The organism is Algoriphagus marincola DSM 16067 (assembly GCF_000429405.1).
Taxonomy (GTDB): domain Bacteria; phylum Bacteroidota; class Bacteroidia; order Cytophagales; family Cyclobacteriaceae; genus Algoriphagus; species Algoriphagus marincola.
Window position 1 is genome coordinate 391,286 of sequence record NZ_AUBU01000003.1, and the last position, 25,265, is coordinate 416,550.

The 25,265-nt window shown below is 41.2% G+C and carries 18 protein-coding genes; 12 read left to right on the forward strand and 6 right to left on the reverse strand.

What is annotated here, in order from left to right:
- The first annotated feature begins 75 nt into the window (after nucleotides 1-75).
- The 7 genes from G457_RS0107475 (at nucleotide 76) to G457_RS0107505 (ending at nucleotide 11,037) form a co-directional block, all read left to right on the forward strand.
- Nucleotides 76-894 (forward strand): PorV/PorQ family protein, encoded by an 819-nt coding sequence (locus tag G457_RS0107475; RefSeq protein WP_026945915.1) that lies wholly within the window; start codon nucleotides 76-78, stop codon nucleotides 892-894.
- Complete coding sequence (locus G457_RS0107480; RefSeq protein WP_026945916.1) at nucleotides 882-2,987, forward strand: helix-hairpin-helix domain-containing protein; 2,106 nt, start codon at nucleotides 882-884, stop codon at nucleotides 2,985-2,987. The genes G457_RS0107475 and G457_RS0107480 overlap by 13 nt, the downstream gene beginning before the upstream one ends.
- A 67-nt stretch (nucleotides 2,988-3,054) precedes the next feature.
- A complete protein-coding gene (locus tag G457_RS0107485; protein ID WP_026945917.1) occupies nucleotides 3,055-5,472 on the forward strand; it encodes a zinc-dependent metalloprotease in 2,418 nt (805 codons plus the stop codon).
- Nucleotides 5,473-5,570: 98 nt separating this feature from the next.
- Entirely contained in the window at nucleotides 5,571-6,944 is a 1,374-nt protein-coding gene (locus G457_RS21185; RefSeq protein WP_035483389.1) for a tetratricopeptide repeat-containing protein, read from the forward strand.
- Nucleotides 6,945-6,967: 23 nt separating this feature from the next.
- Entirely contained in the window at nucleotides 6,968-8,998 is a 2,031-nt protein-coding gene (locus G457_RS0107495; protein ID WP_026945918.1) for a M3 family metallopeptidase, read from the forward strand.
- A gap of 25 nt (nucleotides 8,999-9,023) precedes the next feature.
- Entirely contained in the window at nucleotides 9,024-10,127 is a 1,104-nt protein-coding gene (locus G457_RS0107500) for an AI-2E family transporter (RefSeq protein WP_035483392.1), read from the forward strand.
- Nucleotides 10,108-11,037 carry a tetratricopeptide repeat protein gene (locus G457_RS0107505; protein WP_035483491.1) on the forward strand — a complete coding sequence of 310 codons (930 nt, stop codon included), beginning with the start codon at nucleotides 10,108-10,110 and terminating at the stop codon, nucleotides 11,035-11,037. The genes G457_RS0107500 and G457_RS0107505 overlap by 20 nt, the downstream gene beginning before the upstream one ends.
- Here the strand turns inward: G457_RS0107505 and G457_RS0107510 are convergent.
- From G457_RS0107510 to G457_RS21190, 5 genes are all read right to left on the reverse strand, one after another.
- On the reverse strand, nucleotides 11,028-13,940 hold the full coding sequence (locus tag G457_RS0107510; protein WP_026945921.1) for an ATP-binding protein: 2,913 nt from the start codon (nucleotides 13,938-13,940) through the stop codon (nucleotides 11,028-11,030). The two genes, G457_RS0107505 and G457_RS0107510, sit on opposite strands and share 10 nt — an antisense overlap.
- A gap of 129 nt (nucleotides 13,941-14,069) precedes the next feature.
- Nucleotides 14,070-14,753, reverse strand: coding sequence for a DUF2490 domain-containing protein (locus tag G457_RS0107515; RefSeq protein WP_026945922.1), 684 nt, complete (start codon nucleotides 14,751-14,753; stop codon nucleotides 14,070-14,072).
- Nucleotides 14,753-15,343 (reverse strand): hypothetical protein, encoded by a 591-nt coding sequence (locus G457_RS0107520; protein WP_051260748.1) that lies wholly within the window; start codon nucleotides 15,341-15,343, stop codon nucleotides 14,753-14,755. The genes G457_RS0107515 and G457_RS0107520 overlap by 1 nt, the downstream gene beginning before the upstream one ends.
- A gap of 68 nt (nucleotides 15,344-15,411) precedes the next feature.
- Complete coding sequence (locus tag G457_RS0107525) at nucleotides 15,412-17,676, reverse strand: aconitate hydratase (RefSeq protein ID WP_026945924.1); 2,265 nt, start codon at nucleotides 17,674-17,676, stop codon at nucleotides 15,412-15,414.
- A gap of 146 nt (nucleotides 17,677-17,822) precedes the next feature.
- Nucleotides 17,823-19,133: a TIGR00366 family protein gene (locus G457_RS21190; protein ID WP_162142692.1), complete on the reverse strand. Its 1,311-nt coding sequence runs from the start codon at nucleotides 19,131-19,133 to the stop codon at nucleotides 17,823-17,825.
- Between the two features lie 96 nt (nucleotides 19,134-19,229).
- On the opposite strand from G457_RS21190, the gene G457_RS0107540 reads away from it, so the two are divergent.
- On the forward strand, nucleotides 19,230-21,002 hold the full coding sequence (locus G457_RS0107540) for a sensor histidine kinase (RefSeq protein WP_081701395.1): 1,773 nt from the start codon (nucleotides 19,230-19,232) through the stop codon (nucleotides 21,000-21,002).
- Here the strand turns inward: G457_RS0107540 and G457_RS0107545 are convergent.
- A complete protein-coding gene (locus G457_RS0107545) occupies nucleotides 20,988-22,004 on the reverse strand; it encodes an aldehyde dehydrogenase family protein (protein ID WP_081701396.1) in 1,017 nt (338 codons plus the stop codon). The genes G457_RS0107540 and G457_RS0107545 overlap by 15 nt on opposite strands.
- Before the next feature lie 120 nt (nucleotides 22,005-22,124).
- On the opposite strand from G457_RS0107545, the gene G457_RS0107550 reads away from it, so the two are divergent.
- The 4 genes from G457_RS0107550 to ychF all read left to right on the forward strand — a co-directional run bounded on the left by G457_RS0107550 (nucleotide 22,125) and on the right by ychF (nucleotide 25,229).
- Entirely contained in the window at nucleotides 22,125-22,472 is a 348-nt protein-coding gene (locus tag G457_RS0107550) for a 4Fe-4S binding protein (RefSeq protein ID WP_026945927.1), read from the forward strand.
- 165 nt (nucleotides 22,473-22,637) lie between these two features.
- Complete coding sequence (locus tag G457_RS0107555; protein ID WP_026945928.1) at nucleotides 22,638-22,967, forward strand: DUF3276 family protein; 330 nt, start codon at nucleotides 22,638-22,640, stop codon at nucleotides 22,965-22,967.
- A 70-nt stretch (nucleotides 22,968-23,037) separates the two neighbouring features.
- The gene (locus tag G457_RS0107560; RefSeq protein WP_026945929.1) at nucleotides 23,038-24,126 is read left to right on the forward strand and encodes an AI-2E family transporter; all 1,089 of its coding nucleotides are present in this window, start codon (nucleotides 23,038-23,040) and stop codon (nucleotides 24,124-24,126) included.
- A gap of 5 nt (nucleotides 24,127-24,131) precedes the next feature.
- Nucleotides 24,132-25,229 carry a redox-regulated ATPase YchF gene (gene ychF, locus G457_RS0107565; RefSeq protein WP_026945930.1) on the forward strand — a complete coding sequence of 366 codons (1,098 nt, stop codon included), beginning with the start codon at nucleotides 24,132-24,134 and terminating at the stop codon, nucleotides 25,227-25,229.
- Nucleotides 25,230-25,265 lie beyond the last annotated feature (36 nt).

The window sequence follows — 25,265 nt, forward strand, 5'->3', positions numbered from 1 at the left end:
GGAGGAAGTAATTACAAGTATTTGTAGTTATTTATTTTTTAACCTAAATTCAAAGGAGACTTTTAATTGACTCCGATGAAAAAGGTCCTGACTTTTATTTTGACCTGGGGGATTATTCAATTTGCTTTTGCACAAAACGACCCTCTGACCCAAACTCATGGTGCCCGAATGGTAGCCTTGGGAAATATGCGGGTTCACCTCCCGGATACCTGGTCTTACTTCAATAATATTGGAGCTTTGGACAGGATAAGCTATACGGGAATTGTAGTTGGCTATGACCACCGATACAATCTCAAGGAACTTTCCACCTTTAGTCTAGCTGGAAGTTTTCGGAATACTTGGGGAACTTTTGGCGCAGGAATTAGCCGTTTTGGTGGGCCTCTGCTCAATCATCAAACTCTGGGTGTAGGATATTCAAATACACTTGGGATCAGCAGCTTTGGAATAAAGCTGGAATGGGCGCAAACGCAAATCGAGGGATTTGGAAGTGCGGGAGGATTGGTGGTCAGCATTGGAGGCGTGACAGAGCTGAGTCCGTCCCTTTTCCTAGGAGCGCATATCAGCAATATCAATCGTGGAAAGATCAGCCCAGAAAGCGAAAGCAGACTGCCTACCTCGGTGCAATTGGGACTTCATTACCTCCCTTCTGAGTCTCTCAGTCTTTTGCTGGAGTTTGAAAAGGATATCCTTCAGGACCCCATCGTGAAGGCTGGAATCGAATATCGCCTGAAAGAGTGGGTAATCCTTCGAACTGGTGTGAATTCCCAGCCGGCTAAGATTTATGCTGGATTTGGAATTCAAAAAGATTCTTACGGTTTTGACTATTCCTATGGCAATCAATCAGCTCTGGGAAACACACATCACCTTAGCCTTTTCTACCGATGGAACGACTGAGGAAAATCGGACTATCGGCGTTAATTCTATTCCTTTCAGGTCAAATTGCATTTGCCCAAACTCCTCCAAAACCTGAAATCAATCCGGAAGATCTTATCGAGCGGCTTTTCCCCATTCCTGAAGATGATATTGACTATGAAAGTATTTACGAAGTCCTGCTCCAACTCTACCTCAACCCGATCAATCTGAATCGGGCGGATTATGAAAGCTTGCAGGCGAGTTATCTACTGAATCCAAATCAGATCGAGAGCTTCTTTAAATACCGTGACCAACATGGCGATCTGATTTCCCTGTATGAACTTCAGGCAATTCCTGAATTTGATCTTGTCACTATTGAGCGTTTACTTCCATTTGTGACTTTGGGGGAAAAAAATCAACGAACAAAGGGTTTTTGGCAGCGATTATCTGAAGAAGAACAAGCCTATTTCATTTTTAGACACAGAAGGGTCTGGGAGCAAAGGAGAGGCTTTAGTCCAGCGGACACGAGCAGTACAGGACGTATTTCTTCCCGGTATTTGGGTGATCCAAATGACTTATACCTGAGGTTTCGGATTCAGCATGCGAGGGACTTTAGTCTTGGATTTACCTTAGATAAGGATGCTGGCGAGCAATTCACTTGGGATCCAACAACCCGTCGCTACGGCTTTAATTTTTTCTCCTTCCATTTTCATCGCTATAAAGTTGGCAAGTGGAAAACCCTGGCATTGGGAGATTTTCAAGCTTCATTTGGTCAGGGTTTAGTCTATGGTGCAGGATACACATTAGGCAAAGGTGCAGAAACAGTCCCTACTGTGAGGAGAAGTAGCGTGGGAATTCTGCCCTATACCGCCGCATTGGAGTTTGGATTCTTTCGAGGTGCTGCTGCGACATATGAGCATCGGAATTGGGAATTTACTGCTTTGGCGTCCTACGCTCCTCGCGATGGTCGTGCTAGAGAAGCTCTTGACAGCCTTGAAGATACCAACAACCTGATTAGCTCATTCAATCAAAGTGGGCTTCATCGTACTCCTTCAGAACTAACCACCAAAAATCAATTCCGTGAACTCAGCCTAGGAGGTGCTATACAATACAAACCAGTTTCTAGAGCACAGCTTGGTGCTACTTTTCTCCACACTGCTTTTAATAGAAGCTGGATACCCCAACAGCGGCGCTACAATCAATTTGAATTTAGAGGAAGGGATAATCAATTGGGAAGTTTTTATTTCAATTACAATTGGAAAAACTTTCTCTTTTTTGGAGAAAGTGCCCTTTCAGCTTCCGGAGGAAATGGGACCGTGATTGGAATGATTTCCAGTCTTAGTCCGAAAGTTGATTTTTCCCTCCTGTGGAGAAATTACGGGAAAAACTTCCATAGCTTTTATGGGAATGCTTTTGCAGAAAGTACCCGCCCTATCAATGAGCGGGGAGTCTACATGGGCTTGGAAGTGCGTCCTGACAAGAATTGGAAGCTAAATGCCTACTATGATTTTTTCAGATTTCCTTGGCTAAGATTCAGGTTATACAACCCCTCAACTGGCTATGAATGGCTGACTAGATTGAGTTATCGTCCATCCCGTACCTTGAATGCGTTTGTTCAATTCAGAGAAGAGCAAAAAGATCGAAATCTCCCAGATTTGAATGAGCCGGCTACCCCCTACCGCAGTCAAGCCATACGAAGACGAACAGGCCTTTTGAACTTGGATATTCAACTGACCAAAAATCTATTTACTCGAAGCAGGATTTGGTGGACAGGAGTTGATTTTGGCAGTAATTCTAGCAATGGATTTATGATTATCCAAGATTTAAGATTTGCTAGAGAAAAATGGAAAATCACCGGTCGCTATGCACTTTTTGATACAGATGACTTCGACAGCAGAATTTACGCTTTTGAAAACCATGTGCTTTGGACCTTTTCGATTCCTGCATTTTCAGGACAGGGACAGCGCTATTACCTTTTGGGTGAATACGATTTGAGCAGAAAACTTCGGCTATATTTTCGATTTGCCCGAACTACATTTACAGATCGGGAAAAAATCAGTTCTGGACTACAGGAAATTCAAGGCAGCCGACAAACTGAGACCACACTTTTGCTTCGATACTATTTAAATCGCTAAATTTCCATCAATGGTAGGCATTGTCCCTTCATTTTTGATAATTTTCCATAAAAGACCATCAAACCTTATGAACAAAATATTACTAACAACTTTCAGCTTGCTGCTCAGTATTTCCTTGACCTATTCGCAAGGGCTGGATCTTAGCAAGTTTGAAAAGAATGAAGGATTTGTAGACTTCTATCTCGATCGGGAGAAAGGTAAAATTTATCTCAAAATCGAGGACTTGGAAGAAGAGTTTCTCTATGTCAATTCACTCACCGCAGGCGTAGGCTCCAATGACATCGGACTCGATCGCGGCCAACTTGGAAACACGAGAATTGTAGAATTCCGAAGATCGGGCAACAAGGTTTTCCTGGTCCACAAAAACTATGATTTCAGAGCCTATTCGGACAATCCCTATGAGGTCAAATCGATTCAAGATGCTTTTGCAGAATCAATTTTATGGGGATTTGAAATCAGCCAAAAAGATGGAGAAAGCCTAATTGTAGATGCCACCAACTTCTACATGCAGGATGTCCATGGAGTTGGAGATAGACTGAGCCAAAGACGACAAGGAACCTACCGAGTTGATAATTCGCGGTCAGGTCTTTACTTTGATATGATCAAAAATTTCCCTGAGAATACCGAAGTAGAAGCGACCATCACCCTCACAGGAAATGCTACAGGTGGATTGATTCGATCCGTCACACCTAGTCCAGATGCAGTGAGCGTGAGGCAGCGACATTCTTTCATCAAACTTCCTGATGATCAATACCAAGCTCGAGAATTTGATCCAAGAGGTGGATTTTTCTCTATCAGCTACATGGATTTCACGACCCCGATCTCTGATCCAATCATGAAGAGATTCATAAGCAGACATCGCCTGGAAAAGAAAGACCCTAATGCGGCTGTGTCAGAAGTGGTAGAGCCAATAGTCTATTACTTGGATAGAGGAACGCCCGAGCCGGTAGCCTCAGCCTTGATCGAAGGTGGAAACTGGTGGAGTCAAGCTTTTGAAGCTGCAGGATTCAAGAATGCTTTCCGGGTTGAAATGGCTCCTGAAGGAATGGACCTGATGGATGTACGGTACAATGTAATACAGTGGGTGCATCGCTCCACCCGAGGCTGGTCCTACGGAAGTAGTGTCAGAGACCCTCGAACAGGAGAAATCATCAAAGGACAGGTTTCTTTGGGTTCTTTGCGGGTACGCCAAGACTACCTGATTGCTCAAGGTCTTTTGCAACCATTTGAAGACGGAAAACCAGCAGATCCGAGAATGTTAGAAATGGCTTTGGCAAGATTACGCCAGCTTTCAGCCCATGAAATCGGACATACCATTGGTCTGGCTCATAGCTATGCTACATCCGCAGAAGGTCGATCCTCGGTGATGGATTATCCTCATCCCTACATTACTCAAGCATCCAATGGAGAACTTGATCTTTCCCAAGCTTATGATGACAAAATTGGCGAATGGGATAAGTGGGCGATCAAATACGGCTATGGAACTCCAGCTCAAGGACAAAGTGAGGAAGAGTTTTTGGAAAAAACCTTAGAAGACACCTACGCTGCAGGATATGAGTTTATCACAGATTCTGATTCCAGAGACCCAAGTGGAGCCCATCCCCGCTCCCATCTGTGGGACAATGGTGCTTCGGCAGCAGAAGAACTAAACAGGATGCTAGATCTTAGAAAAAACAAACTGGCATCCTTTGGACTAAATGCCATCCCAGAAGGTACACCACATGCTATGCTGGAGGAGGTGCTCGTTCCCTTGTTCCTCATGCATCGCTATCAAGTAGAAGCTACCAGCAAACTGATTGGAGGCTTGGACTATACCTATAAAATCAAGGGAGACAATCAGCCAAACCACAGCTGGATTCCAGCATCTCAACAAGAAGAAGCTCTTGGTGCCCTACTTCGCACAATCAGTCCGCGTGAATTGGAAGTGCCAGAACATATATTGGCTTTGATCCCACCGAGACCTTATGGATTTGGTAGAAATAGAGAAACTTTTGTCTCCCGTACAGGCCCAGTCTTCGATCCTATCGCTCCGGCAGAGAGCGTGACAGATGCAGTATTTACGTTCTTACTTGAAAGCGGTAGAGCCAATCGCCTACACTTGCAAGCTATGCAAAATGCTGATCTTCCGAGTCTCGAATCTGTTTTGGACAAAGTGACTGCTCAGCTGTTTTCCAATACTAACCGCGTGGATTTACAGCAGGAAATCAAAATGATGACCGAAGCAAAATATGTAGATTATTTAATCGCACTTTCCAAAAATTCGGATGCCTCCAATTCAGTTAGAGCCATAGTGAGAGCAGAATTAGAAGAAATCTCCAAAAAGGGCGGACCAAATGGAATGCTTGCCATGCATCGCGATTACCTTTCTGATAAGATTGAAAGCTTCCTTGAGCTTCCACAGGAAATATCCTCGCCAGAAGCCCTCAAAATTCCAGATGGTGCCCCAATTGGGATGGAAAGTATGAGTTGTGACTTTGAATATTGAATCAAAAAGATCCCGGAGAAATTCGGGATTTTTTATTTCTATAAAAGAAAATCATAATAAAAATTTATATTTCAGATAGTTACATTCATTTTTAATCTATGCCACAAAAGAAAAGATGTTTTGTAGTGATGGGCTTTGGGATCAAGACCGACTACGTCAATGGCAGAAAGCTCAACCTGGATAAATCCTATCGCCTCTTGGTCAAACCCGTGGTTGAATCTAGGGGTCTTGATTGTTTCCGAGCTGATGAGATCCCTCATTCGGGCAATATCGATGTGAAAATGTATCAGGAACTGCTGGAGGCGGATCTAGTCATCGCGGATCTTTCGACAGCCAATCCAAACGCACTCTACGAATTAGGAGTACGCCATGCCTTAAGGCCATTTACCACGATTGTCATTTCCGAGGATAAGTTTGTCAATCCATTTAATCTTAATCACCTTTCCATTTCTAGCTATCAGCATTTAGGAGATGCTATTGATTTTGAAGAAGTCCATCGCTTTAGAGAAGCACTGGGTAAGCTTATAGATACGGTATTAGGGAAAAAGAAGACCGACAGCCCTATCTATACTTTCTTAAACTCATTGGTACCTCCCAAGGTGCAGGAGCAAATAGATGCTGCAATTGGCCGAGCCAAAGCCGCAGAAACCCCACAAAAGGCATCTGAAAATCTGGGAGTGGCTACTTCCTTGCTGATTCAGGAGGCAGAAGATGCAATCGAGGTGAAAGAGTTTGCAAAGGCAAAGCAGCTTTTTGAGACTGTAAGAACCCTTTCTGGAGAAAAAAACGATAGCTACATCATCCATCGATTGGCATTTTGTACTTACAAGGCAGCCCTTCCTGATACCGTTTCATCCTTGCATCAGTCGCTCGCCTTATTGAATTCCATCAATTTGGCCCATACCAATGACGCCGAAACAGTTTCTCTGGCAGGAGCAGTTGAGAAAAAGTTATACGAGGTGGGCGAAGGAAATCAGCATTTGGAAAATTCGATTTTGTACTATCAGCGGAGTTATTATCTGCTCAATAACCGATACAACGGGGTAAATCTCGCTCTGACACTTCTCTATAGAGCTACTTCGAGTATTGCAGAAAATGATCAAGAAAGGATTGCAGATTTGGTTTTTGCGCGGAGGACATGGCAGCGAGTCCTATTTCTCTGCGAACGAGATTGGCCGATAATCAATCAAAAAGAAGCAGGAGATCTTCAACGCATGCAAAATGGGAATAAGGACGGCCAAGAACTCAAAGAATACTATCAAGCAGAGAAATATTGGATTCAGGTCAATAAAGCAGAGGCTAGTTATGGCTTGGGGGATTTCGAAACCTACCGCATTGCTTTAGCGGAAGCTGAAAAAATCCCACATCATCCCTGGCAAGTTGACAGCTTTCATCAACAAATGGATAAATTAGCAGTCGAATTGAAAAAAGTGGGGCATTTACTTGAACCCAAATGGGAAGCTCCTGATTAATCTATAAAAAAGACTCGATGAATATGAATAATCCTTTATTGGACAAATTTGAAGCACCTTTTGAAACAGCACCATTTAACCAAATCAAGACAGAACACTTCCTGCCCGCTATCCAAAAGTCAATCGAACTTGCCAAGGATGAAGTAAAAGCAATAAAAGCTTCCCCTTTACCAACTTTTGAAAATACTATTGAAGCTTTGGACCGGGCTGGGGAAAAGCTTGGAGTGATTGCAGGAATATTTTTCAATCTGAATTCTGCAGAAACCAATGAGCAAATCCAAAAGCTTGCGAGGGAGATTTCCCCACTTTTGACAGAGCATTCCAATGATATTCTTTTGGACAAAGAACTCTTCGAACGAGTTGAGCAAGTTCACTCTCAAAAAGAGCAGCTTAACTTAAGCCCAGAACAAGAGACACTTTTGTCAAAGACTTATAAATCTTTCGTGAGAAATGGAGCAAATCTCAATGAGGAAGACTCTCATAAGCTTCGCAAAATCGATCAGGAACTGGCTCAGCTTTCTCTGAAATTCGGAGAGCACGTGCTAGCTGAGACCAATCGGTATGTACGATTTGTAGAAAATGAATCCGAGGTAGAGGGACTTCCGGAAAGTATCAAAGAGGCTGCAGCACAGACTGCTGAAGAAAAGGGAATAGCGGGACAATGGGCATTTACGCTGGATTATCCTTCTTATGTCCCGGCCCTGACTTATTTGAAAAACCGTGAATTGCGTAAAGAACTTTTCATCGCCTACAACACCAAATCTTCTAAAGGCGATGAATTGGATAACAAATCGGTGATCAAACATATCCTCCAACTTCGCTATGAACGAGCCAAACTACTTGGATATCAATCACATGCACATTTCGTTCTGGAAGAGCGGATGGCAAAAACTCCAAAAGAGGTATTGGAGTTTCTGGAAAACTTGCTAGAAAAAGCAAAGCCTAAAGCGAAAGAAGATGTGTCTGAAGTAGAAGCTTTTGCCAAAAAACTGGACGGAATCGAAAGACTGGAACGATGGGACTTTGCCTACTACTCCGAGATGCTCAAAAAGGAAAAATATGAGTTGGATGATGAGCTACTTCGCCCCTATTTTCAATTAGAGAAGGTCGTAGATGGAGTATTCCAAACAGCCGGAAAGCTATACGGGATTCAGTTTACACCAAATAAGGACATTCCTGTTTACCATTCAGATATGACAGCCTATGAGGTCAAAGATCGAGATGGAAAGCACCTAGCTGTGTTTTATGCGGACTTTTTCCCTCGGGCTGGAAAGCGCAATGGCGCTTGGATGACTAGTTACAAAGGCCAATATCAATTAGGAGGAAAAGATCACAGACCCCATGTTTCCATTGTCTGCAACTTTACCAAACCAACCAAAACCAAACCTAGTCTTTTGACCTTCAATGAGGTAACGACTTTATTTCATGAGTTTGGACATGCGCTGCATGGCATGCTGGCAAAAAGTAATTACTCTTCGCTGTCAGGCACGAGCGTCTATTGGGATTTTGTAGAATTACCATCCCAGATTTTTGAAAACTGGTGCTACGAAAAAGAATGCTTAGACCTATTTGCAGTTCACTTTGAAACCGGAGAAAAAATCCCACAAGAATTAATCGATCGAATCAAAAAAGCTGCAAACTTCCAACAAGGATATCAAACTGTTCGTCAGATCAGTTTTGGACTATTGGATATGGCGTACCATCATCAGGATCCATCCAAAATCGAAGATATAGCAAGCTTTGAAAAGCATGTAATGGAAAAGACGGACTTGCTACCAAAAGTACCAAACACCCTTATGAGTACGGCCTTTTCCCATATCTTCCAAGGAGGTTATTCTGCTGGTTATTACAGTTACAAATGGGCAGAAGTGCTGGATGCGGATGCTTTTGAGTTGTTTTTGGAGAAAGGAGTCTTCGACACTGAGACTGCTGAATCCTTCGCTAAAAATATCCTTTCAGCAGGTGGAACAGAGCACCCATCCAAACTATACAAGCGATTTCGGGGAAGAGAACCCAAACCAGATGCCTTATTGAAAAGGGCTGGTCTGATTTAAATAGCAAAACCTAAGCAACATAAATATGAAGAAAAGAGGAATCTGGGTTCCAGCCTACGTAAAGGCACTTTTAGTGATGATTTTCATTATTGTCACGGTTTTCTTTCTAATCGTCGGAAAGAGCATTTTAGTGCCGCTGTTTATGGGAGGTTTTTTTGCCATTCTCTTCACTCCAGTCAGTAATTGGCTGGAGTCAAAAAAATTCCCTCGAACATTATCCTCCTTTGTTTCCCTTTTATTGATGACACTTGTAGTAGGAGGACTTTTGTACTTCATCATTGGAAATGTAGCAGCCTTCTCCAATGATTTTGATAATGTATCAGGAAAAATCTCCACCTATGCCAGTGAGATAGATGAATGGACAAACTCCACACTTGGAATGGATTATGCCATCCAGGAAAAGGCAGACTTTGAATACATCAAGAATGTCTTGGATGAGCATAGTTCAAGCATTTCCAATTTTGCGCTGAAAACAGTAGGTTCCTTGTCTGGAATTGTATTGATTCCTGTATTTATGTTTTTTCTGCTTCTCTATCGAGACCATCTAGCGCAAATGATGATAATGATCTATAGAGATCATGACCCGACGCTAGTAAAAATGCGAATTACAAGCCTTCGAAAAGTCATCCAACATTATATCGTGGGTGTGGGGAAGGTGATGATCATTTTGGCGATCATGAACGTATCTGCCTACACAGCTCTTGGGATTAAGCATGCTATATTTTTTGGTGTTTTAGGCGCGATCTTGAATATCATTCCTTATGTAGGCCCTTTCTTTGGAGTACTTCTTCCTATTGTTTATTCATTCCTGACCAAAGACAGTCTATTTTACCCGATTGCTGTTTTGGTCATTTATCAGATTATCCAAGTGATCGAGGGAAATTTCCTCACCCCAAAAATCGTCGGAGGGAATGTCAATCTCAATGCCTTTATTACCTTCTTGGGCCTTCTGATAGGCGGAACCATCTGGGGAGTAGCTGGAATGATCTTGGTCATACCTACCCTGGCGATATTAAGAGAAATATTTGATCTGAGTGAGGAAACAAAGCCGTTCGCATTTATGTTGGGCGAAGATAAAAGTGATAAAAAGGAAAAGCCCAAACCAAAAGATGAGATACCTGCAGATTAGTTTTTTGCTGATAGGATTCCTATTCACAGTTTCCTGTGATACAGACGAGGATAAGAAAGGTCGTTTTCTCCTAAAAGGAAATGAAAAACTTGATGAAAACGATCCTCGATCTGCCATTCACTTTTATGCCGAAGCACTTTCAATTGACTCAACTTATGGAGACGCCTGGTACAATAAGGCTATGGCCCATATCCAGCTAGGTCAATTTCAGGAAGCAACATTGGATTTTTCTGAAGCCATTCGATACCTAGAGAAAAAGGATGAAGCCTATTTTCAGAGAGGCCTAGCCTACTTGGATAATGGTGAATTTTACAAAGCTCGAGAAGATGCCCTTTGGATGCAGGAGAATCAGGCAGAGAATTGGGAAGGATTCTTCTTGGGAGGATTGGTTTTTGAAAAACTCGGTGAATTTGAAAAGGCTATCGATTCCTTTGGGAAAGCCTTAGAGCTAAACCCTGAAAATAGCGACCTGCTCGTGAATCAGGCTACAATTTTTTACTACCAAAAAGACTTTTCAAAAGCTGATTCACTGCTGGATAAAGCACAAGAAATCAATCCTTTGGAGCCGAATCTTCATAACGTCAAATCGTTGATTGCCTTTGAAAAAGGCAAGTACCAAGAAGCTCTTGAGGACGTGGAGAAAGCTATTTCATTGAATACCTCCCAGCCTTATTTTTATAATAATAAAGGTCTTTATCTCTTATATTTGGGAGATCTGGAGGAAGGAATAGAATTTATCAACCGAAGTTTGAAAATGAAGGAGGACAACCCATTTGCTATTCGCAATAAGGGTATTTATTACGTCTTGAAAGAAGATATTATTTCGGCGAGGCAACTTCTAGACCCTCTGTACAAAGACTATCCAGAAATGGAATTATTAGAGGAATATTATCTAAAAGCTCAGAATTGATGGCTTTTTGCAGAAACCACCTCTTTGATTGCCTTCAATAGTTCTGCTGCATCAATCGGCTTCGCTACAAATCCATCAAATCCACTGGATTCAATTCGCTCCATGATTTCAAGCTTTGCTGCGGCTGTAAGGGCTATAATCGGGACATCTTTTATAGCCTTGATGCGCTCAGTAGCTTCAAACCCATCCATGACCGGCATTTGAATATCCATCAAAATACAATCGTAATTTTTAGACTGAACTGCATCCACTGCCAAGCTTCCATTTGGTACTCGATCGTAGGTGTAGCCCCACTTCTTAATGATTTTGCCCAAGACTAGTGCATTGACGTCATTATCCTCCGCCATCAAAAGATGCAGCGTAGAAAAATCACGGTTAAATCCATTAAGGATTACTCTTTTGGGAGTTTGGTCTTGATCAAGTTCAAATTCCATATCAAAATAGAAGACAGATCCTTTTCCTACTTCGGACTCCAAGGAAATGTTTGATCCCATGAGTTTCAAAAGTCTTCGGGTTATAGATAGCCCAAGGCCTGTGCCTCCATATTTTGAATTGAAACTAGGCTTGACTTGATCAAAATCGTCAAAAATTCTTTCCTGATGCTCTTTTGCAATTCCTACTCCTGTATCCTGCACCTCAAAATGGATCTTGATTCGATCTCCTTTTTGTCCCAAGAATTTAGCTCTTACATCTACCTGACCTTCATGAGTAAACTTCAAGGCATTGGTAATCAGGTTATTTAGAATTTGAGAAAGACGGGTTTTATCGCTCTTTACAATCACATTGAGATTCGGATCTATATCGAGATTCAATTGATTCTTACTATCTCTAGCGTGGAAAGCAAGTCCTTTCAAGACTTGGTTAATAGTTTCCGAGAGATGGAAAGGAGCATTTTCTATGGATAATTTACCTGCTTCTATTTTTTGGAAATCGAGTAGATCATTGATCATGATGATCAAGTTATCCACTGCAAAACTGATTGTCTGAAGCGTATTCAACTGGGAATCAGTTGGATTCTCTTGTTTTAACGAATAGACAGATCCAGAAATAGCGTTCAAAGGAGTGCGAAGCTCGTGACTAATCATGGACAAGAAGTCTGACTTGATTTGACTCGCCTTTTCAGCAGTTTGACGTGCATCATCCAATTTGGACTCAAACTCTTTTTGATTGCTTATGTCAGTCAGGTAGCCGTACCAAACCATATCTCCATTTTCCAAAACCTGAGGACGGGCTGCTCCCATGACCCATCTGAATCCGCTTGGTTCCTTCTCATCTCTAACTCGGAATTGACACTGCCAAGGCTCCAGCTTACGCGCAGATGCCACAGTACTCATGACCAAGTTTGGAATGTCTTTCGTGTGTACCTTGGTAAGGGCTGAGGTGATATCGTTGAATTCTTCGATTTCTGACTCGGATATTCCAAGAACAGATGAAATTCCTTTTGATAGGAATGAGAAATTCATTTTACCATTCTGATCCAAAACCAACTGGTATAGCCCGCCAGGCACTTGCTCGGTCAAGTTGATCAAGAAATTGCTACTCTCCTCCAGCGTTTTCTCAAGGGAACTCTTCTCAGTAACATCTTTGAACGAATATATCCGATAGGAATCTTTAGCTGTCTGATGCAGCTTACAGGATAATTCCAAAACTACGGATTTACCGTTTGGAAAGCTCGCCTCTCCAAGCCATGATTTGATTTCATTGCCATCCTGATGAGAGGAAAGCCAAGATTGCAAAAGACTACTTTCTTCAAAAACTTGACAGAGGTCATCCAAACTCTTAATCTCCAAATCTTCAGTATGAAGTAGGTTTGAAAAAATCTGATTTTGGAAATAAAACTCTCCGTCTCCTTTTACAACCAAAATGGGCTCGGCTGAAAGTTCGAGGAAGCTTTTGAATAATTCCTTTTCGTCTTCAAGAAGCTTTTGGGAAGTTTCGTCAATCAAGGCACCAACCCAAAGATCCTTTTCATCTGCCCCTTCCTCTTTATTCATCAAAAGACTAAAAAATCGCTGCCCCCAAGCAAATTTCTTTTCTACCTGATCGATATTGATACTTTCCTCGGAAATAGACTTGATCTTCTCCAAGAGCGACTTTCGATCCTTTTTGGAAGAAATCCCAAATTTTGAGAGGCTTTCTTTATCCCAGTCAATCTTGTGTTCAGTAGCATCAAAGTGAAAGGCAATAGCTGGTCCGTAGATAGCCGCCTTTTGCTGAAGCTCCAGTTCTTTTTTGATGGCTTCCTTCTCAGCCAAGTTTTCCGAGACATCCCGAGCTATCAAATTGAAGTTATTCTCAGAAAACTGAACAGAGAATTCCAAATATCTGAATTGCCCATCTTTTCCTTTGATCTTGGCATGGAAAAAGGTTTCCATTTGCTGCGCTTTCCCCTTTTTCCAAATCTTTCTAACCCTTGTCAGATCATCTGGATGAATCAGGTGGCAAAGATCTCCCTGCAATAATTCCTCGGCATGGTAACCAAGTACAGGAAGCACAGCAGGATTGAGATAGGTTAAATAGTCATGCTTTCCGACAGCCAATAAATCCAGCTGACGTTTGAAAAATTGCTGAATCTCAGGACCTGAAGGAAGGCCTTTTGCTCTCAATTCCTTGCCTTTGTAGAAAAGGAAATAATTTGTCCCTGCATCCTGCGGAAGCTCCAGCCGAAAAGAAAACTCACGACCGTCATGAACTAGCTGAAGTTCCTCTTTGAAAATATAATTGCTAATATCTAAGCCCAATCCTATAAGGCTTTTTTCATTCAGGCTAGACCCGATAGATTCTTCAAAGGATTCATTGGAGTAGAAAATACTATAAGGATAGGTATCATCAGCCAAAAACACCATCTCTGATGACTCAAAGATGAGCTTTTTGAATGTGCTGTTGATCCCTTTTTCTTTCATTTTTGACAGGATGGACGACTTTAAGGCTAAATTTTCTTGATTTGGGTGATTAAAAGCCTAATCGAGCCGTAAACATACAGCAATTTGCATTTCATAGCAAATTTTTTACTTTTCAAATCAAATATTTTTCTAAAAATTTACAAAATATCCGATTTTTGCCCATAAGCGAGTTCGAAAGCCATCCCGAAAGAATCCGTCTGTCCGGTAATCAATGCTATATTCCAGTTTTTGCTGTTTGGAAATCAGCTTTCCTATTGTGGTGACCAAGCGGTTTTCGATATCAAAATCTCCTCCTTGGAGTGAAAAAATCGGTTCGTTTGACAAAACCAAGTAGTATTCACCTGGGTCCAAATCTTCCCCCTGAAGTGGAATATCAACAGCTAAGCGGTAGCGAAGTCTAAACTCTGTAGCTTCTCCATCCGTAAAAGTTTGATCAGTTCTGAATCGATGAGCAATACGAAAGGTCCTATTTCTGTCTAGAAGAGCAAATTGCTGAACCACACGAAAAGCATTTGCTCCATCTTGGAATCGATAAAAAATACCACCAGCGACACTGCTGACTGGACTGAGTGACCAACTGTAAAAAGACATCAAATCAGTTCGATAGTGTCTAAACTGCCAGCGCTCAGACTCCTCATCCAGATTTCTGAAAATTATTTCCTGATTTTCTACTTTGAAGTTTAGCTTTTGTCCATTTTTAAGACTTTTCGTAGCCGCAAACTCAGGGAAAAATCCAGTAAAAAACACATGTTCTTGGGCCTTTGACAGATTTACAAAACCCAGCATCAAGGAAATCAATACTATTTTTCGCATCAAAAAATCAAATTATCCATTATCCTAACTTCTACTTCTTGCTGCGAGATAAATATGCCACTGTGATCAAAAAGCCCTTCCCAAAACTTACTAATCTCCCCTTTTAGCTTTCCGGTGTATTCTAATTCATACCTGATGACTATTCCTTCATTTTCGTCTTCATCAAAAAAATCTTCCAAATCATCGCTTTCACCCGAATATTGAATTTGTAGGCGGTTGATTTTATAATCTTCAAACTCAGACTGTAAATAATCTCTAATACTAGCCCGAATAGACTCATCTAGCTCCTCAAAGGGTATTTCAATCTCTACGTCTACAATTGCTCCCAGGGTATCAAATTTTACGCTATGGAATCGTTTTTCCCACCAAAACTTCCCCTCATAAGCTCTGCCTTCATTTGAAAATTCCTCATACCATTTCACTTTCTTTTTTCCTTCAAAGGCATCGTTCAGCCAATCAACAGCAGCCGAAGGGACATCCTTTTTTTTGACGCCTTTTTCTTGTTCGATTTTCTTTTGAGCAAAAGAAACTTGATTGAGGCCAAGGGTAAAAAGGCCGAAGAGTACTATTCTTAAGATTGGATTCATCATTTTTTCTAAAATAAAAAAAACCGTCACCAAAGATTGGCAACGGTTAATTTTTTATAAGGTTTTTAGGCTTAAAGTATTCCTGCCTTGATCAAATTTAAAGCAGAACCTGCCTTAAACCATTCAATCTGACCTTCATTGTAAGTATGATTTACAAGGAACTCATCCTTAGTTCCATCAGCATGAGTAAGGACCACCGTAAGCGGTTTATTTGGTGCAAACTCAGTCAAGCCTAAGATATCAATGGTATCATCTTCCTGAACTTTGTCATAATCAGCTGGATCATCAAAAGTCAAGGCAAGCATTCCTTGCTTCTTAAGGTTGGTTTCATGGATTCTAGCAAATGATTTTACCAAAATGGCTCTAACTCCCAAGAATCTAGGCTCCATAGCTGCATGCTCTCTAGAAGAACCCTCTCCATAGTTTTCATCACCAACTACTACAGTACCGATACCCTCTTCCTTGTAGTGCCGTTGGGTAGCAGGTACCTCTCCATATTCACCCGTGATTTGATTTTTAACCTTGTTGGTCTCGTCGTTGTAGGCATTTACAGCTCCGATCAACATATTATTGGAAATATTATCCAAGTGACCACGGAATCGCAGCCAAGGACCTGCCATGGAAATATGATCTGTAGTACACTTACCTTTTGCTTTTATAAGCAATTTGAGGCCTTTCAAATCAGTACCTTCCCAGGCAGGGAATGACTCCAATAGTTGTAGTCTGTCAGATTTTGGATCGACAATTACATCAACTTGAGAACCATCTTCCGCAGGAGCTTGGTATCCAGCATCTTCTACTGCAAATCCTTTGGTAGGCATTTCCAAACCTCTTGGCTCATCTAGTCTTACTTCTTTCCCCTCTTCATTGATCAAGGAATCAGTCATTGGGTTGAAAGTCAAATCCCCGGCGATGGCCAAAGCCGTCACCACTTCTGGAGATGCCACGAAAGCATGCGTATTCGGATTACCGTCAGCACGCTTTGCAAAGTTTCTATTGAAGGAAGTAATAATGGAGTTCTTTTCTTGCTTTTCAGCTCCATGACGTGCCCACTGACCGATACAAGGTCCACAGGCATTTGCAAGGACTACACCTCCCATTTTACCGAAGGTGCCCAAAAATCCATCTCGCTCTACCGTATATCTCACCTGCTCTGAACCAGGCGTGATGGTAAATTCGGATTTAGCGACCAATTTCTTGTCCACAGCTTGCTGCGCTAAAGACGCCGCTCTGGAAATATCCTCGTAGGAAGAATTGGTACAAGACCCGATCAAACCGACCTCTAGTTTAGCTGGCCAGTTGTTTTCCTTAACGGCAGCAGCAAACTTAGATAGTGGCCAAGCCAAATCTGGTGTGAATGGTCCATTGACATGAGGTTCAAGCTCTGAAAGGTTGATTTCAATCACTTGATCAAAGTACTTCTCAGGGTTTGCATATACCTCATCATCACCTGTCAAGTGCTCAGCGATACCATTGGCCAATTCAGCAATATCAGATCTTCCTGTACCGGAAAGGTAGGCAGCAGATTTTTCATCATATCCGAAAATGGAAGTGGTGGCACCGATTTCAGCACCCATATTACAGATGGTTCCTTTACCCGTAGCAGAAAGAGAGCGAGCTCCTTCACCAAAATATTCTACAATCGCTCCAGTTCCTCCTTTTACGGTAAGAATCCCGGCAACTTTAAGGATTACGTCTTTTGCTGAAGTCCAACCTGACATTTTTCCAGTCAGCTTCACACCGATCAATTTTGGAAATTTCAGTTCCCAAGGCAAGCCAGCCATCACGTCACAAGCGTCTGCACCACCTACACCGATCGCGACCATACCTAGACCACCAGCATTAGGTGTGTGAGAATCTGTTCCGATCATCATACCTCCTGGGAAGGCATAATTTTCTAAAACCACCTGGTGAATAATACCGGCTCCTGGCTTCCAAAAACCAATTCCATACTTATTGGATACAGAGGCCAAAAAATCATAAACCTCTTTGTTTTTATCGTTTGCTTTCTGAAGATCTTTAGCTGCACCTACTTCCGCCTGAATCAGGTGGTCACAGTGAACTGTAGAAGGTACAGCTACCTGGTCTTTACCAGCTTGCATAAATTGCAAAAGGGCCATCTGCGCAGTGGCATCCTGCATCGCTACTCGATCGGGCTGAAAATCCACATACGATTTTCCCCGCTCATAGGCTGCCGTGGCTGGCCCGTCAGAAAGGTGAGAATACAAGATTTTTTCAGTCAAAGTCAAGGGTTTCCCTACAGCCTTACGAGCTGCAGCAATACGCTCCGGATACCGGGCATATACCTCTTTGATCATTTCAATATCAAAAGCCATTTAATTGGATTTTAGGTGGATAAAAGGTTCTAAATTATTAAAGCAAATATAGGAATTTAGGTCAAAAATCGGAAACCAACCAAATAGCGAAAGAAGCTGTCTATCCTTATTTGAAACCAATCCAAAGAGTGCAACTCCTTGCTTTTTTAGGAAAAAAAGAAGAAAAGGCAAAACATCAGGTAAAGGAACCCTCCCAGAAAAAGCCAAGCCGTATATCGAATCAATTGAGATGCTTTGATTCCCGTAATTGCCAATAGTGGCAATGCCCAAAATGGCTGAAGTAAATTGCTGATTTGATCTCCGTAGGCAAAAGCTAGAATACTCTTCGCAGGATCAATCCCCAAGGCCTGAGATGCCTGCATGATAATCGGGCCTTGTACAGCCCACTGCCCACCGCCGGATGGGATCAAAAGGTTGACAATGGCGGCTGAAAATAAGGTAAATACACCCAAAAGGCCGGAATTTGCATTATCTATAAAAAGAGAAGCTAATAAATCAATCATGCCTGATTGAGTCACCATTCCCAAGATTCCAGCATAGAAAGGAAACTGAATAAAAATATCTGTGGCACTTTTGATTCCTTCCCCCACTGCTTCACTGAACCTATTCAAGTCTCGATATACGAAAAGTGTAAAACCGAAAAGTAGAAAATTCACCAAGTTAAGGTTTAGAAAACCTAACCCAGAACCTGATTCAGACCATATCAATGAAATGAAAACCAATAGAAAAAGGAAACCCACTATCATACCTTTAGACAGAAAACTTCCCACCGGAATAGGACGGAGAGGGTGGCTATATTTTGGTTTTTCTGCAGTTTGATTTTTTGAATTGAGCCATTGAAGTATGAAAAGAAAAACCACCACCAAACCTCCTGTAATCAGCAAATTTTCTAATGAGAAAATGGTTCGGTCTACTGTCACTTGACCAATAGTATCACTTAAAAAATGATCCTGCTCCGCTACTATTAAGGTTGCTGACCCTGAAAGACCTCCGTGCCAAACTGCCATTCCGAGATACCCGGCCGATGCTAAAAGTGCAGAATTACAGGCTATCGACTTTTCTTCCATTGCCAATGAAACAAACCTCGCCAGCAGCGCTCCGACTACAAGACCAAAGCCCCAATTTAGCAATCCAGCACCCATGGTAATTAGGGCCGTGAATAAAACAGCCTGCAGTGAAGTATTGGGTATTTTAGATATTTTCTTCAAAAACGAATGAACTGGTTTAGCCAAGGCCAAGGAATAGCCAAAAACCAAAATAATCATCATTTGAAGGGTGAACTCCAAAAGACTAAAAAAACCATCCTTCCAGGAAAAAACAGTTTGCTGAATGCTTGAAAGAAAATAATTGCCGTTTTTCAGCGACAGGATTAAAGCCCCAGCGAACACAAAAACTGTCAAAATAAGTACGATATCAAAGGGGCTAGGGAAAGTGAGGCCTCGCGTATTTTTTTTCAATACCAAATAGTTTCGGAGTTAGAAATATTTACTGTAATATTAGCTTATAATCGCTCAAAACAAAAAGGAAAGGGTTCCCCCATACGACCTAAATCCATGGATTTTAGCTTTAATGCATTTTCTGTTTCCTTGATAATCAGCAGCTTGGCTGTTATGGGTATTTCGGCTTCAATCGCCTTCCGATTGGACACCACTACCCGATGGATCGCTATGACCATGTTTTTCATCACAGTCTGGGGATTTTTTTACGGATTGGAACTTGCATCCACCACCTTAAAGGATATGCTGTTGTGGGTGAAATTTGAATATATCGGAATCTCTTTTGCACCCGCCTTATGGTTGATTTTCACCTTGAAATATACCGGATATAGAAATTGGGCGAAGCCACCGGTGCTGATTGGTTCTTTTACAATTCCAGCAATCACCCTTTTGATGGTTATATCAAATGAGCTACATGGGCTTTATTATGAAAAAACATTTCTAGTCCTCGACGGTCCTTTTCCAATCTTGGGGATTGAAAAAGGACCCTATTATATCATTCATGTGATTTACTCGTATGCGGCATTCTTGCTTGGAACGATAATTCTTTGGAGACGCTTTGAAAAAGCTGATCAACTTTTTAAAAATCAAACAAAACTTCTGATTGCAGCAGGTGCTTTCCCAATAGTCTTCAACCTTTTTTACCAGACAGGTGTAATTAGGCTTTTTGGCTATGTGGATTTAACCCCTTTTGCCTTTTTGTTTACCTATTTGGTCTTAGGGATAGCGATTTTGCGATATGGGCTTTTCAGTATCAAGCCTATTGCACAAGGCAAAATCATGGAAGCGCTGACGAAAGGGGTGCTGGTATTTAATAGCTCCAATAAAGTGGTTGATTTTAACCCTACAGCTAGAGCCTTCTGTGCTGAACCTAAGAAAATCAGGATTGGTGCTACTCTTGAGAGTATTTTCTGGAAAGAAAAAGCAATCCTTGAGCTATTCAATGGTTTTGAGCAAAAGTCTATCGTCCACAAACCAAGCTTTGGGGATACAACAATCCGAGTTGAAATTATCCCAATTCGGGATAATGAAATGGAGGATTTGGGAAATATCCTTCTGATCGATGATATCACAGAAGAAATCAAAACCAATCAGCAATTACAAAAACAGAAAGAAGATCTTCAGCAACTGAATGATTTGAAAGATAAGTTTTTTAGTATCATATCTCATGATTTAAAAGGTCCCATCTTCGGAGTCAAGGAACTTGTTCATATGACACAAACTGGCCTCATCAGTCAAGATGAATTTCTAGAGATGATGCCTGAAGTGTCTAAAAACATGGAGCAGGTCGCCATTTTACTGGAAAACTTGCTGGCTTGGGCTTCCAGTCAAATTCGTGGTGAACAGGTAGATATTCAACAGTTTGACATATTGCCACTAGTCAATCAGCAAAAGAAACTTCTGAATCGCTTAGCAGAGGACAAAAAAGTTAAAATTGAGATTGATATCGAAGAGTCAATAAGAGTCTCGGCAGATCGAAATATGATTGATTTGGTGCTCCGAAACTTAATTACGAATGCCATTAAATTTTCTCGAGCTGGAGATCGAATTCTTTTAAGTGCATCTAAAGAAAAATACCAAGCAAAAATCTGCATCAAGGATTCTGGAGTCGGAATCAGCAGAGAGAATATTCAAAAGATCCAACAAGGTGAATCCTTCACTACACGAGGTCTCAATAATGAGACTGGAACAGGCCTAGGTCTTGTTCTTGTCAGAGAGTATATTTTTAAGAATCAAGGAAAGCTTGAAATCGAAAGTGAAGAAGGCAATGGTAGTACTTTCTGTGTGTATTTACCGCTAGCAGATTATGTCAACCTACAGGCTGAGTAAAAACTTCAATGTATCCTCGCCATCAGCATAATCTTCCGGACCTGGACTCTGAGCTTTCCCGAAAGGTATGGCTTCTTTAAAAGCTTCCGTGTTCCCTACGACGCATTGAATTTTATACAACTGACTGGAAATAAGGCGCTCCAATTCCTCCATCCCATCATACACCTCATAAAACAGCACCGAAATAGGCGATACTAGTTGTGAATCCTGCTTCAGAAGTAGAAATCCATTATCTAGATGTGGCTCATTATTGACCAAATAGATGGATTTATTGTATTCATAATTATTATGGTATTTGTGATGATCACCAACAGATGCATACACTTCCCAGAGCCCGAGTACTTTCTCTAGAATGTCAGTATTTGGAACAAAAACCTTGGAAACATTTCTGCATCCCAGTCCAAAATATAAAAATACATCTTTACCCAAATCCAGAATCTCCTGATCGGTTTCTTGACCGGTCAAAATGGCTACAGAGGTCCTGTTCTGACGGATAAGAGAGGGATATTTTCCAAAATAATAATGAAAATATCTGGATGAATTATCACTTCCCGTAGCGATGTAAGCATCCTTTGCTTTCAGCATCTCAGATATTTGAATGTTGGACTCAAAGGAAGGCTCTAAACTGATGAGTTGATCAATCAGCCACTTCATCAAAACCGTATCAGCAGAACTAAGCTTGGCACTGATTGTATGACCTGATAGCAAGACGCAGGCTAAATCATGAAAACCCACTGCCGGAATATTACCTGCCATCAAAACTCCGACATCTTTGGATTCTCCCTCAGTTGGAAGTTTATACTTTTCCAACCAAGCCCGAATGGATTTCTCCTCGAGCATAAAGGCTAGGCCTTCGAAAGCTCGTTTACAGTTTTCCAGCGTAAACCAATTGTTTTGATTTTGTGCCCGGTAAAACAATTCGTTTTCTTCTTCTTTTAGTAAATCTTGGATTTTGTGCCCTAGTTGGACAAATGCTTGGATACGTCTTTCTGGAGAAATCATCTGACAAATTTACCAGATTGCGGTAAACTGGATAGAATTATTTTAAATTAGTTAGCATGACAACTTTTTTTTGTGGGTCTGTGTTTAGCTTGTTAATTTTGGAAATAAATTTCGATCAATATGGCAATTATGATTACGGACGAGTGCATCAACTGTGGTGCCTGCGAGCCAGAATGTCCAAATACAGCAATTTATGAAGGTGGAGTCGAATGGACTTGGGGGGGAGGAACTTCTCTCAAGGAAGTGACTTTACCAGATGGCACTGTAGTAGATGCTAATGAAAAGCAAGAACCTGTTTCAGATGAGTTCTACTACATAGTCACTGAAAAATGTACCGAGTGCAACGGTTTTCACGAAGAGCCTCAATGTGCGGCAGTTTGCCCTGTGGACTGTTGCGTAGACGATCCTGATCACCGTGAAAGTGAAGACGAGCTCTTGGCCAAGAAAGCATTTTTGCATGCAGAATAAAAGGAGGTTTAGCCTCCTTTTTTCATTTGTTGCTGATAAACAGCAGTTTATTGCCATTTTTTGACCATTTCTAAAAAATTTTTACTTCAATCCTTTGAAAACTAGGAAGGCTTTTGCCTATCTTAGTTGCAAATAAATACCCAGCACCAAAAAATTAATTGAATTGTGGAAGATCGAAGAGGTTATGATCGGGAAGATATTTTCTCGAAAAAAGTAAAAGCAGGTAAACGTACTTATTTTTTCGACATCAAAAGTACCAGAGGAAATGATTATTACCTGACTATCACAGAAAGTAAGCGAAAAACAAACGGAGATTCTTTTTCTTACGAAAAACACAAAATCTTTCTTTACAAGGAAGATTTTTTCAAGTTTGCAGAAGCGCTCAATGAATCTGTAGAGCATGTAAAAAATGAACTTCTCCCAGATGTGGATTTTTCTCAGTATGAAAACGAAGAAGAGGAAAACAGCTATCGGGATGAACTCCGGTGGGAGTAAGTATTGACTGAGTTTGTTTCAAATTTTGAAATAGTATATTAGAGGAGGCTTTGGCCTCCTTTTGTGTTGTATGCAGCGTTTTTTTATATATCTGATTATATTTATTGCAGTCTTTCTGCTTTTCGGTTGGTATTTCTCCAATATCACCCTTTACCTGATTTTATCCCTTATCCTGGCAGCCTTACTGAGACCTCTTACCAACCGTCTCAACGACTTCCATGTCATGGGACAGCATATCCCAAGATGGACCGCCATTTTGGCTTCTTACATCGCCATTATTTTGTTTTTAGTATCCATCGGACTGCTATTTTTCCCACTGATCAATAATCAAATCTCCATCCTGAGTTCGCTTGATTATGAAGAACTCTACGAACAGGCCAAGATCCCTATTTCGAGGTTGGAAGACTGGCTCATCAATTACCAATTGATAGATTCTCCGCGTGGTGAGTTATTTGATCAAATTCAAAAAACCTTACTGGAAACCATAGCAGGTATAGATATAGGAAAATTCATCAGCTCGATTATCAATACGGCAAGTAGTCTATTTATTGGACTTTTAGCAGTTGCCTTTATCACTTTTTTCCTTTTGTTGGAAAATGGACTTTTCAGAAGAAATGTACTGAATCTCATACCGAATCCATACTTTGAACTTTCTGTAGCCACTTTTACTAAAGTCGAAAAATTACTATCCAATTACCTGACAGGCCTATTTATTCAAGTCATAGTGATTTTTTCGATAGCAAGTCTAGGGCTCACTTTTGCAGGAGTAGAATATGCACTGACTATAGCCCTTTTTGCTTCAGTAGCTAATTTGATCCCATATGCAGGCCCGATCTTAGGTGCAAGTTTTGGAATAATTGTAGGAATATCTACCGGAGACTACGCAGGAAGTACAGAGATCAATTATCTCATTTTCAGGATTTTGTCTGTATTTGCTGTGGTACAGATTACGGACAACATACTTTTACAACCCCTGATTTTCTCAAAATCCGTCAAAGCGCATCCCCTTGAAATATTTGTTGTTATCTTTGCCGGAGCAAAAATAGCCGGGGTTCTGGGGATGATTTTCGCCATCCCTGTTTATACGATTTTCAGGGTTTCGATCATGGAATTCTACCAAGGCTATCGCTCCTATCAAATATTCAAAATCAAATCCTAGAATAAATGGCATTACAATGTGGCATTGTAGGACTACCCAATGTAGGTAAGTCCACTTTGTTCAACGCACTCTCGAGTGCCAAAGCCGAAGCGGCAAATTTCCCCTTCTGTACCATCGAACCAAACGTCGGTGTAGTAACTGTTCCTGATAAGCGACTCAATGTACTAGAGGAGCTTGTTAATCCTCAGCGTGTATTACCTACAGTGATTGAGTTTGTCGATATCGCGGGCTTGGTAAAAGGTGCGAGTAAAGGTGAAGGATTGGGTAATAAATTTCTGGCAAATATCCGTGAAGTTGACGCGATCATTCATGTGATTCGATGCTTCGAAGATGAAAACATTGTCCATGTAGCAGGTAGCGTTGATCCGATTTTTGATAAGGAAGTCATAGATACGGAGCTCCAATTGAAGGATTTGGAATCCATCGCTAAAAAAATTGCCCGGATCGAAAAGGTAGCCAAATCCGGTGATACCAAAGCGAAGAAAGACCTGGAAATACTTCTACGATTCAAAGAAGGGCTAGAAAGCGGCTTGAATGCCCGTGCTATCGAAGTTGAGAAAGAAGATTTGGAAGCAGTCCGTGATCTTCACTTACTTACCATCAAGCCGGTTCTTTACGTAGCCAATGTAGATGAATCCAGTATTCTCACAGGTAATAAATACGTAGAGACCCTTCGGGAAAAAGTAAGTGAAGAAAATGCTGAAGTCATTGTACTCTGTGCAGCGATTGAATCACAAATTGCAGAATTTGATGATCCTGAGGAAAAGTCTCTTTTCCTATCCGAATACGGATTAGAAGAAAGTGGACTGAATAGACTCATCTCTGCCGCTTATTCACTTCTGGATTTAATCACTTATTTCACAGCTGGACCTCAGGAAGTACGAGCCTGGACCATCAAAAAAGGCTGGAAAGCACCACAGGCAGCTGGAGTAATCCATACGGATTTTGAGCGTGGATTTATCAAAGCAGAAGTAATCAAACTAGCCGATTATCAGCAATTTAAGTCCGAAGCTGGATGTCGTGAAAATGGAAAAATAGCCATTGAAGGGAAGGAATACATCGTAAAAGATGGAGATATAATGCATTTTAGGTTTAATGTTTAACATTTTTTCAAAAAAAATTGTACTTTTGCCTTGCTT

Bases quoted from the DNA above. Each gene is read 5' to 3' on its own strand.
- ychF (WP_026945930.1), top strand. From the start codon at position 24,132: ATGGCATTACAATGTGGCATTGTAGGACTACCCAATGTAGGTAAGTCC.
- G457_RS0107505 (WP_035483491.1), top strand. From the start codon at position 10,108: ATGAGATACCTGCAGATTAGTTTTTTGCTGATAGGATTCCTATTCACA.
- G457_RS0107480 (WP_026945916.1), top strand. From the start codon at position 882: ATGGAACGACTGAGGAAAATCGGACTATCGGCGTTAATTCTATTCCTT.
- G457_RS0107545 (WP_081701396.1), bottom strand. From the start codon at position 22,004: ATGATTTCTCCAGAAAGACGTATCCAAGCATTTGTCCAACTAGGGCAC.
- G457_RS0107515 (WP_026945922.1), bottom strand. From the start codon at position 14,753: ATGCGAAAAATAGTATTGATTTCCTTGATGCTGGGTTTTGTAAATCTG.
- G457_RS0107525 (WP_026945924.1), bottom strand. From the start codon at position 17,676: ATGGCTTTTGATATTGAAATGATCAAAGAGGTATATGCCCGGTATCCG.
- G457_RS0107475 (WP_026945915.1), top strand. From the start codon at position 76: ATGAAAAAGGTCCTGACTTTTATTTTGACCTGGGGGATTATTCAATTT.
- G457_RS0107510 (WP_026945921.1), bottom strand. From the start codon at position 13,940: ATGAAAGAAAAAGGGATCAACAGCACATTCAAAAAGCTCATCTTTGAG.
- G457_RS0107500 (WP_035483392.1), top strand. From the start codon at position 9,024: ATGAAGAAAAGAGGAATCTGGGTTCCAGCCTACGTAAAGGCACTTTTA.
- G457_RS0107495 (WP_026945918.1), top strand. From the start codon at position 6,968: ATGAATAATCCTTTATTGGACAAATTTGAAGCACCTTTTGAAACAGCA.
- G457_RS0107560 (WP_026945929.1), top strand. From the start codon at position 23,038: ATGCAGCGTTTTTTTATATATCTGATTATATTTATTGCAGTCTTTCTG.
- G457_RS0107550 (WP_026945927.1), top strand. From the start codon at position 22,125: ATGGCAATTATGATTACGGACGAGTGCATCAACTGTGGTGCCTGCGAG.
- G457_RS21185 (WP_035483389.1), top strand. From the start codon at position 5,571: ATGCCACAAAAGAAAAGATGTTTTGTAGTGATGGGCTTTGGGATCAAG.
- G457_RS0107540 (WP_081701395.1), top strand. From the start codon at position 19,230: ATGGATTTTAGCTTTAATGCATTTTCTGTTTCCTTGATAATCAGCAGC.
- G457_RS0107520 (WP_051260748.1), bottom strand. From the start codon at position 15,343: ATGATGAATCCAATCTTAAGAATAGTACTCTTCGGCCTTTTTACCCTT.
- G457_RS0107485 (WP_026945917.1), top strand. From the start codon at position 3,055: ATGAACAAAATATTACTAACAACTTTCAGCTTGCTGCTCAGTATTTCC.